The organism is Ruegeria sp. O4, assembly GCF_056535125.1.
Map to the genome: position 1 here is coordinate 62,916 of NZ_JBQERO010000010.1, position 14,613 is coordinate 77,528.

A 14,613-nucleotide genomic window follows, 5' to 3' on the forward strand; every position below is an offset into this window, starting at 1 on the left:
TATGCGTCTGTGGTCTGCCACAACGGCTTCCTGGCGTGGCGGAGAAACCTTAATGGAGCACATTTATGTCCCGACAGAACTATACTTTTACTTCGGAATCCGTTTCTGAAGGGCACCCGGATAAGGTCTGTGACCGTATCTCGGATGCTGTCCTTGATGCATTTCTAAACGAAGAGCCTGAGGCGCGCGTGGCCTGCGAAACCTTTGCCACGACCAACCGCATCGTTATCGGTGGCGAAGTTGGTCTGTCGGACAAGGACAAACTGCATGACTACATGAGCCGCATCGACGAAATTGCGCGCGAGTGCGTGAAAGACATCGGATATGAGCAGGACAAGTTCCACCACGAAACAGTCGAGGTGACGAACCTTCTGCACGAACAATCCGCCCATATCGCGCAGGGCGTGGATGCCGCGGACAACAAGGACGAAGGCGCTGGCGACCAGGGCATCATGTTTGGCTTTGCCACAACAGAAACGCCTGCGCTTATGCCTGCGCCGATCCAGTATTCGCACGCAATCCTGCGGCGTCTGGCCGAAGTGCGCAAGAACGGCACCGAGCCTGCACTGGGGCCGGATGCGAAATCTCAGTTGTCCGTCGTTTATCAAGACGGCAAACCAGTCGGCGTCAGCTCGATCGTTCTGTCGACGCAGCATCTGGATGAGGCGCTGACGTCGGATGACATCCGCGCCATCGTTGAACCCTATATCCGTGAAACTCTGCCCGAAGGCTGGCTGTCGGCTGATACCGAATGGCACGTCAACCCGACCGGCAAATTCGTTATTGGCGGACCGGATGGCGACGCGGGTCTGACCGGTCGTAAGATCATCGTGGATACCTATGGTGGCGCGGCCCCGCATGGTGGCGGTGCTTTCTCGGGCAAAGATCCGACCAAGGTTGACCGTTCGGCGGCCTATGCCGCGCGCTACCTGGCGAAAAACGTCGTAGCCGCCGGTATGGCCGAGCGCTGCACCATTCAGTTGAGCTATGCCATTGGCGTATCGAAGCCGCTGTCGATCTATGCAGACACGCATGGCACGGGTCAGGTTGCAGATGCGGCGATCGAAAAAGCAGTTGGCCAGATCATGGATCTGACACCCCGCGGTATTCGTCAGCACCTTCAGCTGAACAAGCCGATCTACCAGCGTACAGCGGCTTACGGGCACTTTGGTCGCGAACCGGATGCGGATGGCGGTTTTAGCTGGGAACGCACTGATCTGGTCGACGCACTGAAATCAGCAGTTTGATCTGAAAAATCCAAAGCGCGCCTTCAGGGGCGCGCTTTTTCTTTGGGGCGGTGCACGCTCTTGCAACGTACTCCGCTGCGCAGTATGGCCACCGCCATGAGCACCGAGACCCCACAACGCCCGCGCAGAAACTTTTATGGCCGTTTCAAGGGCAAGACCCTAAAGCCCAGTCAAAAGACCTATCTGAACGAAGATCTGGCTGAATTGTCACCCGGCGCTGTGGACTGGGACATTAACCCTGAACGCAAGCCGCTGGACCTGGATGGCCTGTTCGGCGGTAAGCCGGTCTGGTTGGAAGTCGGCTTTGGCGGTGGTGAGCATCTGGTGCACCAGGCGCAAAACAATCCTGACATTGGCATCATCGGGGCCGAGCCTTACATCAACGGTGTTGCCATGCTGCTGGGCAAAATCCGTCAGGCAGGTGTTGAAAACCTCGCCGTGCACCCCGGAGATGCGCGTGATCTGTTCGACGTGCTGCCAGAGGTCAGCATTTCGCGCGCGTTCCTTCTCTATCCCGATCCATGGCCCAAAACGCGGCATCATCGCCGTCGGTTTGTAACCCAGGAACATCTTGAGCCATTCGCAAAGGTGCTGAAACCCGGGGCGATCTTCCGGGTTGCTACTGACATTCCCGATTACGTGCGTCAGACATTGGAAGAGGTTCCGCGCGCCGGGTTTGAATGGCTGGCCGAACGCCCTTCGGACTGGCGCGAACCGTGGAACGACTGGATCTCTACGCGATACGAGCAGAAGGCGCTACGCGAGGGTCGGACACCTCACTACCTGACCTTCCGACGCAAAGGCTGATTGCCGCTGGACCAACGGGCATCAATTCGCTAATCGGCTTGAGCACTGATAGCGCAAAAGGAGCCCTCATGTCCGGACACGGCACGCCCATCCCGATGACCTCGCATCCCTGCGGCCCGCTGACCGGCATGGCAGAGGTGCCCGGCGATAAGTCGATTTCGCACCGGTCGCTGATCCTTGGGGCGATGGCCGTAGGTGAAACCCGGATTTCGGGTTTGCTCGAGGGCGAAGACGTTCTGGATACCGCCAAGGCGATGCGTGCCTTCGGCGCCGAGGTCACAGATCACGGAAACGGGGAATGGACAGTGCACGGCGTGGGTGTCGGTGGCTTCGCCGAACCGGGCCAAGTGATCGACTGTGGCAACTCGGGAACCGGCGTGCGCTTGATCATGGGGGCGATGGCGACCTCTCCGATCACTGCGACCTTTACTGGTGATGCCAGTCTGAACAAACGCCCCATGGCCCGGGTGACTGATCCTCTGGCCCTGTTTGGGGCAGAATCGGTTGGACGGTCCGGCGGGCGCTTGCCGATGACCATCGTTGGCGCGGCGGACCCGACCCCTGTGCGATACGAAGTTCCGGTGCCGTCGGCGCAGGTGAAATCCGCCGTTCTGCTGGCGGGTCTGAATGCCCCCGGAAAGACCGTTGTGATCGAGAAAGAGGCCACGCGCGACCATTCCGAACGGATGCTGGCTGGATTTGGCGCCGAGATCACGGTCGAGGATACCGACGAAGGCCGTGTTATCACGCTAACCGGTCGTCCGGAGCTGAAGCCGCAGGTCATCTCTGTACCACGCGATCCGTCCAGCGCGGCTTTTCCGGTTTGCGCGGCACTGATTACACTTGGATCCGATGTTTTGGTGCCGGGGATCGGTTTGAACCCTACACGCGCGGGCCTCTTTACGACCCTGCGTGAGATGGGCGCTGATCTGACCTATGAAAACGAGCGCGAAGAGGGCGGCGAGCCGGTTGCCGATCTGCGCGCGAAATACTCGCCAAACATGAAGGGCATTAACGTGCCGCCAGAACGCGCGGCCTCGATGATCGACGAATATCCCGTTTTGTCCGTGGTTGCTGCAAACGCCACGGGCACCACGATGATGGGCGGAGTAAAGGAACTCCGGGTGAAGGAAAGCGACCGCATCGATGCCATGGCGCGCGGTCTGCGAGCCAACGGGGTGACTGTCGCTGAAGGCGACGACTGGTGGTCGGTTGAAGGGCTGGGTATCGGCAACGTTCCGGGTGGAGGCGTCTGCGAAAGCTTTCTGGATCACCGCATTGCCATGTCGTTCATGGTGATGGGTATGGGGGCGCAGAATCCCGTAAGCGTGGATGATGGTGGCCCGATTGCAACGTCGTTCCCGATCTTTGAACCACTGATGGCGTCGCTGGGCGCAAAGGTACAGCGCACGTGAGTTTCACGGTTGCCATTGACGGACCAGCGGCTGCGGGCAAGGGCACGATATCCAAGGCTGTGGCGGCGCATTTCGGCTTTGCCCATCTGGACACGGGCTTGCTGTATCGCGCTGTCGGAAGGCGGACCCTGGAAGGGGTTGACGCGCTTGAGGCCGCACAGGCGCTGACAGCGGAAGAACTTGAACAAGGCGACCTGCGCACCGCCGAGATTGCGCAGGCAGCTTCCAAAGTGGCGGTTCTTCCGGAAGTTCGTGCAGCCTTGGTCAATTTTCAGCGCGCTTTTTCCCGCAGGGCAGGTGGGGCCGTTCTGGACGGTCGTGATATCGGCACGGTGATTTGTCCGAATGCCGAAGTGAAGCTGTTTGTAACAGCCAGTGCTGAAGTGCGCGCCGAGCGACGCTTCCTGGAGCTAAGTGCAAAAGGCGCTGACGTAACCCGTGAACAGGTTCTGGCAGATGTCAGAGAACGGGATGCGCGAGATGCTGAGCGCAGCACCGCTCCGATGAAACCCGCTGAGGATGCCGTGCGGTTGGACACCACCGATTTGAGTATCGAGGCGGCGTTGGCCAAAGCCCTTGAGGTGATCAACGCAAAACTGCCCGCGACGCGTTAACGCCGCAGGCAAACGGGGCAGGTCTTACAGCTCGCCCACGGCGACGGTTTTGATATTCGCCCATTGGTCATCCGCCGTCTTTGCGGTGGCGACAACGTCCTTCAAAAAGGCTGCCCGGGTTTCCGCGTTCAGGAACAGAAACAGTTTTCCGTCTGCGACAAGGTATTGATCCGGGTCACCGTCAAACTTCTTGCCGACCGATACGCCGAATGAACAGAAGCCACCATGCTGCGGCAGGTATGCAGCAGGGTTTGCCTCGAACGCTTCACGGTTCGCGGCGGACGTGAAATAATAGGAGGCTCCGTCATAAGTTGACGAGTGAGTGGCGAAGCCTTCGACCGGGTTGCCATCATTGACCAATGCAACCAGATCAACCCCATGTGCGGCCAGCGGCGCACCAGCGGCTGAAATGCCGTTGGACACGTTGATTTCGTCAGCAGCAAAGGCCGGGGTGGACAGGGCAATTGCAGTCGCCATGGCGGCAAAGATGAGAGATTTCATGATATTTTCCTTTTGGTTCTGGTTTCGGGTCGACCTCTTTGTCGACCGATAAAGCTAAGTTAGGGAAAGGATACGGAACGTTTAATCTCAGATACGTCACCAAATCTTGCAGATCGTACAAACAGACGAATGGTTGGCGTTCACTCTCCAATTCTCCACCGTCCATCCTGTGACGCAGAAAGCCGGGCGCCGCGTGACGCGCGAAAAGTTGAGACATATCACCTTTGCGTTGCATGCTGAGGCTTAGCCGCGTGGTTCGGTTCCCGGTACCAAGATTCCTTCGGACAAGAACCTGCCGCGGACCATGCAGACTTTTTCAGTCAGAACCTGCTATCATTCAGGTTGCCATCTCGCATTGGGGATCAGCGCTAGGCAGGAGTTCCTGCGCGCGCTGCCGCGCACCATAGGCTTTGCACTTGCACCGGTTCAAGATTCAGCCTATACGCGCGCTGTCGATACAAGGGCGGTCAACGTCCGGATGACGTTTCTGAGCAGGGCCGGGTTAACTCGGCCCTTTGTGTTTGTTTGCTCGGGGCGCACCGGATCACGCCTGAAGACGTCATGAAACAAGACCGGCGGAGACAACCGCTCGGCCAGCAAAAACGTACTGTAAAGGAAATGAACGCCACATGGCTAACACATCCATGGAGGAATTCGAAGCCCTCCTGAACGAAAGCTTCGAAATGGACACGCCCGAAGAGGGTTCTGTTGTCAAAGGCAAGATCCTGGCGATTGAAGCCGGTCAAGCCATCATCGACGTCGGCTATAAGATGGAAGGCCGCGTTGATCTGAAAGAATTCGCAAATCCCGGCGAAGCCCCTGAAATCGCTGTCGGCGACGAGGTCGAAGTTTACCTGCGTGCCGCAGAAAACGCCCGTGGCGAAGCCGTCATCTCGCGCGAGATGGCCCGCCGCGAAGAGGCATGGGATCGTCTGGAAAAAGCATATGCCGACGACCAGCGTGTCGATGGTGCAATCTTTGGCCGCGTCAAAGGTGGCTTCACCGTCGATCTGGGTGGCGCAGTTGCATTCCTGCCTGGTTCGCAGGTTGACGTACGCCCCGTACGCGACGCAGGCCCGCTGATGGGTCTGAAGCAGCCGTTCCAGATTCTGAAAATGGACCGCCGCCGTGGCAACATCGTTGTGTCGCGCCGCGCAATCCTGGAAGAATCGCGTGCCGAACAGCGCGCCGAAGTCATCGGCAACCTGACGGAAGGTCAGAACGTCGAGGGCGTGGTCAAGAACATCACCGAATACGGTGCATTTGTTGACCTGGGCGGCGTTGATGGCCTGCTGCACGTCACTGACATGGCATGGCGCCGTGTAAACCACCCGTCCGAGATCCTGACGATCGGCGAAACCATCAAGGTTCAGGTCATCAAGATCAACAAAGACACCCACCGCATCAGCCTGGGCATGAAGCAGCTTCAGGAAGATCCGTGGGATCTGGTTGCAGCCAAGTACCCGCTGGGCTCGGTCCATCAGGGTCGCGTCACCAACATCACCGACTACGGCGCATTCGTCGAACTGGAAGCCGGTGTCGAAGGTCTGGTGCACGTGTCCGAGATGTCCTGGACTAAGAAAAACGTCCACCCCGGCAAGATCGTCTCGACCAGCCAGGAAGTCGACGTCATGGTTCTGGAAATCGACGGCGCCAAGCGTCGCGTGTCTCTGGGCCTGAAACAGACACAGCGCAACCCATGGGAAGTGTTTGCAGAAACACACCCCGAGGGCACCGAAGTCGAAGGCGAAGTCAAGAACATCACCGAATTCGGTCTGTTCATCGGCCTCGAAGGCGACATCGACGGCATGGTTCACCTGTCGGACCTGTCCTGGGACGAGCGTGGCGAGGATGCGATCCAGAACTACCGCAAGGGCGACATGGTTTCGGCCGTTGTCTCGGAAGTGGATGTCGAGAAAGAGCGTATCTCGCTGTCGATCAAAGCTCTGGGCGGTGACAAGTTCGCAGAAGCCGTTGGCGGCGTGAAGCGTGGCTCGGTCATCACTGTCGAAGTGACTGCAATCGAAGATGGCGGCATCGAGGTCGAGTACGAAGGCATGAAGTCGTTCATCCGTCGTTCCGACCTGTCGCGTGACCGTTCCGAACAGCGCCCCGAGCGTTTCTCGGTCGGTGACAAGGTTGATGTCCGCGTAACCAACGTCGACAGCAAGACCCGTCGTCTGGGTCTGTCGATCAAGGCACGCGAGATCGCAGAAGAGAAAGAAGCCGTGGAACAGTACGGTTCTTCCGACTCGGGCGCGTCGCTGGGCGACATTCTGGGTGCAGCGCTGAAGTCTGGCGACTAAGCCCGGGGCGCATCCCAAGCATGATTTACGGCCTCGCATGGAAGTGCGGGGCCGTTTTTGTTGCGAATCAACATGTTCCAAACACGCTGTTTAAACTCGATAATGTTCGCGCTTGAAGTGTGTAAATCGCCCTGTCGGGCAAAATTTCGCGTGAGAATATGGCAAAATAAAGCCTTAACACGCAGAGTATCCGTTCCCCCGTTCTGGGTTTTTTCCTATACTGTCAAAACAGTAGACCTGTCACACCGGCTGCCTGGGAGGGTATCACGAATGATCCGTTCAGAACTGATTCAGAAAATCGCTGACGAAAACCCGCATCTCTATCAGCGTGATGTCGAGCGGATTGTGAACACCGTGTTCGAAGAAGTCACCGATGCCATGGCGCGCGGCGACCGGGTCGAACTGCGTGGCTTTGGCGCGTTTTCGGTGAAAAAGCGGGATGCCCGCGTTGGGCGCAACCCCCGTACCGGTGAAACCGTTCAGGTCGAGGAAAAATGTGTGCCATTTTTCAAAACTGGTAAGTTGCTCAGGGATCGTTTGAACGGTAAAGCCTGACCTCATGATGCGTTACCTTCGATATGCTTTTCTTGGGACTCTCGGGATCGTTCTGATTTCCGTTTCCCTGGCGAATGTTCAGTCTGTTGAACTGAAACTGATGCCCGATGCTCTGGCCGAGCTTTTGGGCTTTAACGTCAGTACCTCTTTACCGCTTTTTCTGGTCGTTCTGGGCGGTGTTGTCGCCGGTTTGATCATCGGTTTCATGTGGGAATGGCTGCGGGAACACAAACACCGCCGCGATGCGACCGTGAAAAAGGGCGAGGTCCGCAAGCTTGAACGCGAGGTCAAGAAGCTCAAGAAAAAGCAGAACGAGGGTAAGGATGATGTTCTGGCCCTGCTTGACGAGGCCAGCTGAGGCTTATGTCTACCGATGTGTCCGTTAAAATCTGCGGTTTGACCGCCTCAGAACATGTGCGCGCAGCCGTTGCAGCCGGTGCGCGCTATGTCGGGTTCAACTTTTTTCCCAAATCGCCCCGTTACGCACCGATACCGCAAGCCGCGGCGTTGGCCGCCGAAGTACCAGTCGGCGTCGCCAAGGTCGCTCTGGCCGTGAATTTCTCGGACGCGCAGCTTGATGAGATTGTCGCGGGGGTTCCGCTGGATATGTTGCAGCTTCACGGCGGAGAGAGCCCCGAGCGTGTGGCAGAGATCAAGCAGCGCTATGGCCTGCCCGTCATCAAGGCGATCGGTGTTGCCGAGGCCGAGGATTTGGCTGCGATTGATCTGTATTCCGAAGTTGCAGACCAGCTTCTGATCGATGCAAAGCCGCCGAAGAATTCGGAACTTCCCGGCGGCAACGGTCTTCCTTTTGACTGGCGGCTGCTGGCAGGTCGAAAATATTGGCGCAGGCCGTGGATGTTGTCCGGTGGTCTGAACCCAGACAATGTCGCTGAGGCGATCCGCATGACGGGTGCGCGGCAAGTCGATGTGGCGTCGGGTGTTGAAAGCGCGCCGGGCGTAAAGGACGCTGGACTGATACAGGCATTTATCGACGCGACACGCTGATTTTGTTTGCCGCTGCCAGGGGGCGACGTGGTGCGTTTTGCCATGGCAAATCCCGCGACGACCACCTATGACAGTCAGGTACGACGAGGGAGACACCCATGGCCAACGATCTTTTCAATTCCTTCATGTCCGGCCCTGACGAGCAAGGGCGCTTTGGCATCTTCGGCGGGCGTTTTGTCAGCGAAACGCTGATGCCGCTGATCCTGTCACTGGAAGAGGAATACAACAAAGCCAAGGATGATCCGACCTTCTGGGCCGAGATGGATGATCTGTGGGCCAACTATGTGGGCCGCCCCTCACCTCTGTATTTCGCGGAACGCCTGACCGAGCATCTGGGCGGGGCGAAGATCTATCTGAAACGTGATGAGCTGAACCACACCGGCGCACACAAGATCAACAACGTGCTGGGCCAGATCATTCTGGCGCGACGCATGGGCAAGACCCGGATCATTGCCGAGACCGGGGCAGGGCAGCACGGTGTGGCCACAGCCACGGTCTGCGCGAAATTTGGTTTGAAATGCATCGTCTATATGGGTGCCCATGACGTGCAACGTCAGGCCCCGAACGTGTTTCGTATGCGCCTGCTGGGGGCCGAGGTGATCCCTGTGACCTCTGGTCGCGGTACGCTGAAGGACGCGATGAATGACGCGCTGCGTGACTGGGTGACCAATGTGCGCGATACGTTCTACTGCATCGGCACAGTGGCCGGTCCGCACCCATACCCGGCGATGGTGCGTGATTTCCAGTCGATCATCGGCAAGGAAGCGAAAGAGCAGATGATGAAGGCCGAAGGCCGTCTGCCCGACACGATCATTGCAGCTATCGGCGGCGGCTCGAACGCGATGGGCCTGTTCTATCCTTTCCTTGATGACAAGGCCGTCAACATCATCGGTGTTGAGGCCGGCGGTAAAGGTGTAAACGAAAAGATGGAGCATTGTGCCTCGCTGACAGGCGGTCGCCCGGGCGTTCTGCATGGCAACCGGACCTATCTGTTGCAGGATGATGACGGGCAGATTCTGGAAGGCTATTCGATTTCGGCTGGTCTGGACTATCCGGGTATCGGGCCCGAACATTCCTGGTTGCATGAGGTCGGTCGCGCGACTTACGTCTCGATTACCGACAAGGAAGCGCTTGAGGCATTCCAGCTGTGCTGTGCCACCGAGGGTATCATTCCGGCACTGGAACCCAGCCACGCTCTGGCGCATGTCATGAAGATCGCGCCCGAGTTGCCCAAGGACCACCTGATCTGCATGAACATGTGTGGACGCGGTGACAAGGATGTTCAGACCGTCGCAAAATACCTGAACTTCGATATGTCTGACACCGAGGGTCGCACTGTCGGTTGATTTCGAACCGGAGCCACATGCCCCGGTTTACAGTCTCGATCAATCAAGCTGCCGGAACACCCTTCGGTCCACCCGTGATTGTAATGCTGCTCCGAAATGGCCTTCGGATCTAATTGGTGTTTTAACGGGCGCAGACGGATTGTTGTTCCTGCCCTGGTGTGGCATCCGGTTTTGTCACCGTATGTTGGCCCTCGCAGGCGATCTTTTTGGACCCGACGGAGCCCGGTTAAAGAATCGTCCACAAGCGATATTACCCCGTTCAACCTGCGCCCGAAGGTTTCCAATTGGAGATCAGTGTAGCAAGCGGTGCCGTACTGTTGCAAAATTGCTGGACTGTCAGTGACTATGTCCTTTCTGTCTTTGCAGGTGATTTTCCAGCGCAGCCTGCCTCAGGTTTCCTTCTTCGCGCGACGACACTGTAAATATTGGGTGTTTCAAGCCGTTTGAGATTGGGTCCAGGTCAAAACCCGGTTGTTCCAACAACACGACGTGTCCCGCACGCCCCAGTTGATTCCTGCCGCGTTCTATACAGTGTCTTCCAATTGAATTAACTTCGCATTAACCGGCGATTTGCCGCCGGTTCTGGGGATGTCTCTGCGAAGATGGGGCAAGGATGACGCTGCTTGGGATGCGATTTTAACCCCGGGCACTCTGGTGTTTGGCACCCACGCGGTGCTGTAGGAGGTAATATGGTTTGGTCCGCAATTACGAGGCTGTCGTGCCTGGGTCTTTTGGTTTCCGCGCTTTTGATGGGAAGCGTCAAAGAGGGTCTGGCGTTTGGCAACCCTTCGTTTCCGTCCCAGACCGTCGCAACACCTAACGGCGGGCAGATTTTCTTTTCCAATCTCCAAAGTACTGCGACAGCGTTCATGTCGTTGGGCGGCTCGGGTGAAGGCCCGGGAGGATCGTTCTATTTCAACAATGGTGTTTTGACTCAACCTGCTATTACGCCAGCAGGATTGGCCAATCTTGGATATATTGGCGCGACGATACTCAGCCAGAATGGAGCCGATTCCACTTACGCCGCTGATGGCTATCTTGGGGTCATGTTCACCGCGCGCGAAACCGTCGGAGGGCCACTATACCTTTATGAAATCGCGCTGTCGGGTGTCACGAATACCCAGATTATCAACACTCGGACTTTGGCAGACACGACGCAGCCGACGGCCTCAATTGGTGCGCTGACAACAATCGGGAACGGTACGTTCCAAGCGGTGATCACACTGAGTGAACCCAGCACAGATTTCACGGTGGGCGACTTGTCGGTCACCAATGCGTCCGCCACCCTGACTGGGTCCGGATCCAATTATGTCGCAACGCTGACTGCGCAAAGTAACGGTACAATTGAGCTGTTTATTCCCGCAGGCGTTTTTTCGGATGCCGCCGGGAACCTGAACCTTGCGTCCAACAGGGTCAGCACACAACAGGGTGTAACGGACACACAGCGACTGGTGCAGGCCTTTCAGAACGCCCGGGCCAACAGCCTCGTGACCAATCAGCCAGAGCTGACGCAGTTTCTTCAGCAATCAGGATCAGGTGCGCTGGACTCGTCGGTGACGCAGGGATCGGGGTATCTGAAATTTGCAAGTGATCCAACCCAACCGGTCTGGTTCAATCTGTCCGGGAACTGGAGCTCGCAAAACGATTACGACAGTTCTTATGCCTTGGCCGTGGTGGGGGCGCATGGCTGGGTGAACTCGAACCTTCTGATCGGCGCCATGCTGCAGATCGATTATGCCGAAACCGAAAACGGCCCGGCCAGCGTGGATGGCACAGGGTGGCTGGTCGGACCTTATGTCGTCGCCAAACTGCCCAACCAGCCAGTGTTTTTCGAAGGGCGTGTTCTGTACGGTCAGGCTGATAACGACATTTCTCCACTGGGCACCTATACCGACAGTTTCGATAGTGAACGCTGGCTGATCCAGTCGCGCGTAACCGGAGAGTTCAAGCGCGGTGACCTGACGCTTATGCCGTTGCTGGATGTTAGCTATGCCAGCGACGATCAGGAGGCTTATACCGATAGTCTGGGCAACCTGATCCCACACCAGGATTTCAGCCTGACCACTGCACGGCTGGGTATGGATTTCAGTCACCCAATCCAGGTGTCGCGCGGTCAGATGATGCTGACCGGTGGTCTGTCTGGTATTTGGAGCACAACATCCGGCACAGGCACTGTTCCTGGCTTGACACCCATTGGCGACACCGCCCGCGCCCGCGCTGATCTGGGTTTTGACTATCGGCTGGAAAACGACAGCCTTCTGGCTGCAAACCTGTTCTATGACGGTATCGGCGAAAGCGGTTTTGAAAACTACAGTGTCAGCCTGATCTGGCAAATGGCATTCTGAATCAGCCATGCGCCCCTTAGGGGGTCCTTTAGGTCTTTGCCTTATTTTGAAGCAAAATGTCGAGCGGTACGATCTCAAGCGCGCGTTGATGTGTCGCCTCCAGATGAACCTGCGGTGCACATCCTTCGTCATGAGCTTGCAAAAACCGGCTGGCGCATAAACACCAACTGTCGCCGGGGCGAAGGCCTGGAAAGTCGAATTCGGGTCGTGCCGTGCTCAGATCATTGCCGACATATTTTGAGAATGCCAGAAACTCGGCCGTCATCACGGCGCAGACGGTATGACTGCCCTGATCCTCGGGGCAGGTATTGCACGCGCCATCCCGGAAAAACCCTGTCAAAGGGTCGCGAGAGCACGGGGCCAGAACGCCACCCAGTACATTGATACTTTCTTGTTTCTGCATAATGGCATCTTACAGACTTTCCGCAATCTTGCGGAACATTTCGATGTTAAGATCATTCACGCCGGGTTCACGGAATAGCCTGTCTGCACCAGTGGACACAATCAGAACGCCCCTGGGCTGGTTGAAATAGATGTATTGCCCATAGACGCCACGGGCCAGAAACTCTCCTTCATGCGCGCCGCGGGGAATCCACCATTGATACCCGTACCCGATCTCTCCTTGTGCGGTCGGTGCGCTGGGTTGGGTGGCTTCGAAAATCCATTCGGCAGGAACCAGTTGTTTTCCATTCGCGATGCCGTCCTGCAGGATCATTTGTCCGAACCGGGCGAAATCGCGCGTAGTAAAGTTGAGGCCCCCCAAAACAAAAGCGACCCCTGCACCATCAGTGATGTAGTATCCGTCCCGCTCCAGCCCCAACGGTTGAAGGATCTTTTCCGTCAGAAGATCTGCCACGTTCCGCCTGGTCGCACCGCGTATCACCATGCCCAGAACATGGGTGTCGATCGACACGTATTGCCAGGTTTCACCCGGCGTCGCAAAGCTGTCTTGCAGCGAGGCTGCAAAATCGTCCAGCTCACCGCCCAGGGCAACCACACGCCCCATCCGGTTGATGTCGGAATTTGGGTCGAGATAATCTTCATCAAACGTCACGCCGCTTGCCATGTTCAGCACGTTGCGGATCGACGCGGTTTCATACGCGCTGCCTTTCAGTTTGGGCGCATATTTGACGACCGGGTCATCCAACGACCCGATTGCGCCCTCTTGCAGCAGGACACCGAAAAGCGCCGAAAGATAGCTTTTGGCGACCGACCAGGAAATCCTCCGGTCATCCGGCCCGGTGCCAAGATAATATTCCTCGAATCTGATCTTGCCGTTCTGCATGACCAGCAACGACGTGACCGATCGTTCATCGATCCAGCTGTCGGTTCCTTCCGGCAAGTCGAATCCTTCGCCATAAGGCAGGTCCCAGGTTGGCGCGTCTCCGCGCGGCAGGTTTACGGTCAGAAAAGCCTCATCCATATGCGAGAAATTGTGAACGATCTTCTCTTCCGAAAATAACGAGTTTACGGCCAATAGGCGCTGCAACTCTTCGCGCTTCCACAGCCCGACGGCAGTGGCGGCCAGAACCAGCGCCAGTACGATGCGCAGCACCCACTTCAATATGGATTTCATCGCATTGCCTCCCTAGTTGGCCGGTATTGGAACGCGGGAGGTTGCATTCTGCAACCTCTACGTAACGGAAAGAGGCCGGGGTGCTACCTGAATTTGTCCAAAAGCTTCTGCATGGCAGACCGGTCGTCGCCCGCGGCGTCGGGTGCGGCTGTTGAAGCTGCGTCGGCTTTTGGTGCGGCGGTCTTTGATGATCGCGGCGGGGCAGTGCGCAATGCAACTGCATTCATGAACTTGCCGCCCTCGTCCTGAGCCAGATAAGCAGCCCCGTCCGAAACACCCCGAAGAACGTCGTCCAGCCAGCTGGTTTCGGATTTCGCAAAATCACTGAGCACGTACCCCGAAACCATTTCCTTGCGGCCCGGATGTCCGATCCCAAGGCGTACACGGTCATAGGCCGCCCCGATATGCTCATGGATCGAGCGCAGACCGTTATGCCCGGCGTGCCCGCCCCCTGCCTTGACGCGCAACTTGCCCGGGGCAAGGTCCAATTCGTCATGAAATACAACAACGTCGGTGGATTCGAGCTTGTAAAACCGCATCGCCTCACCCACGGATTGACCCGATCGGTTCATGTAGGTTTGCGGTTTCAACAGCAGGACTTTCTCGGTGCCAAGCCGACCTTCCGAAATCTCGGCCTGAAACTTCGATTTCCAGGGACCAAACCCGTGATTTTCTGCGATCCGGTCCAGGGCCATGAACCCGATATTGTGCCGGTTCCGGGCATATTTCTGGCCCGGGTTTCCCAATCCAACAAACAGCTTCATGTTTCCGTTTTGCCTCTGTAGCTCCAAAGCCATTTCATGCCCGGAAATCGTCAGGAAATCCAGTCAGGCCCGATTATTGGACCCGCAAAAAAAAACGGGGCTCACCCGAGCCCCGCTTCAAAGTCGGAA

At 57.2% G+C, this 14,613-nt stretch carries 14 protein-coding genes and 1 riboswitch; of the genes, 10 read left to right on the forward strand and 4 right to left on the reverse strand.

Annotated features, from left to right (window positions below; genetic code table 11):
• Positions 1–11 precede the first annotated feature (11 nt).
• A riboswitch (SAM-SAH riboswitch) is annotated at positions 12–60 on the forward strand.
• Between the two features lie 5 nt (positions 61–65).
• From metK to cmk, 4 genes are all read left to right on the forward strand, one after another.
• Positions 66–1,247: a methionine adenosyltransferase gene (gene metK / locus ACR0J7_RS12630; protein WP_480484020.1), complete on the forward strand. Its 1,182-nt coding sequence runs from the start codon at positions 66–68 to the stop codon at positions 1,245–1,247.
• 96 nt (positions 1,248–1,343) lie between these two features.
• Entirely contained in the window at positions 1,344–2,054 is a 711-nt protein-coding gene (gene trmB, locus ACR0J7_RS12635) for a tRNA (guanosine(46)-N7)-methyltransferase TrmB (RefSeq protein WP_480484019.1), read from the forward strand.
• Between the two features lie 68 nt (positions 2,055–2,122).
• On the forward strand, positions 2,123–3,469 hold the full coding sequence (aroA, locus tag ACR0J7_RS12640; protein ID WP_480914470.1) for a 3-phosphoshikimate 1-carboxyvinyltransferase: 1,347 nt from the start codon (positions 2,123–2,125) through the stop codon (positions 3,467–3,469).
• The gene (gene cmk, locus ACR0J7_RS12645; protein ID WP_480488256.1) at positions 3,466–4,083 is read left to right on the forward strand and encodes a (d)CMP kinase; all 618 of its coding nucleotides are present in this window, start codon (positions 3,466–3,468) and stop codon (positions 4,081–4,083) included. Before aroA ends, cmk begins: the two co-directional genes overlap by 4 nt.
• Positions 4,084–4,107: 24 nt before the next feature.
• On the opposite strand, the gene ACR0J7_RS12650 is transcribed toward cmk, so the two are convergent.
• The gene (locus tag ACR0J7_RS12650; protein ID WP_480473785.1) at positions 4,108–4,584 is read right to left on the reverse strand and encodes a YHS domain-containing (seleno)protein; all 477 of its coding nucleotides are present in this window, start codon (positions 4,582–4,584) and stop codon (positions 4,108–4,110) included.
• A gap of 629 nt (positions 4,585–5,213) precedes the next feature.
• Between ACR0J7_RS12650 and rpsA the strand changes: the two genes are divergently transcribed.
• The 6 genes from rpsA to ACR0J7_RS12680 all read left to right on the forward strand — a co-directional run bounded on the left by rpsA (position 5,214) and on the right by ACR0J7_RS12680 (position 12,144).
• Positions 5,214–6,890 carry a 30S ribosomal protein S1 gene (gene rpsA / locus ACR0J7_RS12655; protein ID WP_480473784.1) on the forward strand — a complete coding sequence of 559 codons (1,677 nt, stop codon included), beginning with the start codon at positions 5,214–5,216 and terminating at the stop codon, positions 6,888–6,890.
• Positions 6,891–7,160: 270 nt separating this feature from the next.
• Positions 7,161–7,445 carry an integration host factor subunit beta gene (gene ihfB, locus ACR0J7_RS12660; protein WP_050603110.1) on the forward strand — a complete coding sequence of 95 codons (285 nt, stop codon included), beginning with the start codon at positions 7,161–7,163 and terminating at the stop codon, positions 7,443–7,445.
• A 7-nt stretch (positions 7,446–7,452) separates the two neighbouring features.
• Positions 7,453–7,803, forward strand: a complete 351-nt coding sequence (locus ACR0J7_RS12665) for a LapA family protein (RefSeq protein WP_267365457.1) — start codon at positions 7,453–7,455, stop codon at positions 7,801–7,803.
• Positions 7,804–7,808: 5 nt separating this feature from the next.
• Positions 7,809–8,453, forward strand: a complete 645-nt coding sequence (locus ACR0J7_RS12670; RefSeq protein ID WP_480484014.1) for a phosphoribosylanthranilate isomerase — start codon at positions 7,809–7,811, stop codon at positions 8,451–8,453.
• A gap of 98 nt (positions 8,454–8,551) precedes the next feature.
• The gene (gene trpB / locus ACR0J7_RS12675; protein WP_209505407.1) at positions 8,552–9,799 is read left to right on the forward strand and encodes a tryptophan synthase subunit beta; all 1,248 of its coding nucleotides are present in this window, start codon (positions 8,552–8,554) and stop codon (positions 9,797–9,799) included.
• Positions 9,800–10,488: 689 nt separating this feature from the next.
• Positions 10,489–12,144 carry an Ig-like domain-containing protein gene (locus ACR0J7_RS12680; protein ID WP_480914472.1) on the forward strand — a complete coding sequence of 552 codons (1,656 nt, stop codon included), beginning with the start codon at positions 10,489–10,491 and terminating at the stop codon, positions 12,142–12,144.
• 28 nt (positions 12,145–12,172) lie between these two features.
• Here ACR0J7_RS12680 and ACR0J7_RS12685 read toward each other — a convergent pair whose 3' ends face one another.
• The 3 genes from ACR0J7_RS12685 to pth form a co-directional block, all read right to left on the reverse strand.
• Positions 12,173–12,547, reverse strand: coding sequence for a DUF2237 family protein (locus ACR0J7_RS12685; RefSeq protein ID WP_209505410.1), 375 nt, complete (start codon positions 12,545–12,547; stop codon positions 12,173–12,175).
• A gap of 9 nt (positions 12,548–12,556) precedes the next feature.
• Complete coding sequence (locus ACR0J7_RS12690) at positions 12,557–13,720, reverse strand: serine hydrolase domain-containing protein (RefSeq protein ID WP_480774047.1); 1,164 nt, start codon at positions 13,718–13,720, stop codon at positions 12,557–12,559.
• An 83-nt stretch (positions 13,721–13,803) separates the two neighbouring features.
• A complete protein-coding gene (gene pth / locus ACR0J7_RS12695; RefSeq protein WP_480507078.1) occupies positions 13,804–14,484 on the reverse strand; it encodes an aminoacyl-tRNA hydrolase in 681 nt (226 codons plus the stop codon).
• Positions 14,485–14,613: the final 129 nt, after the last annotated feature.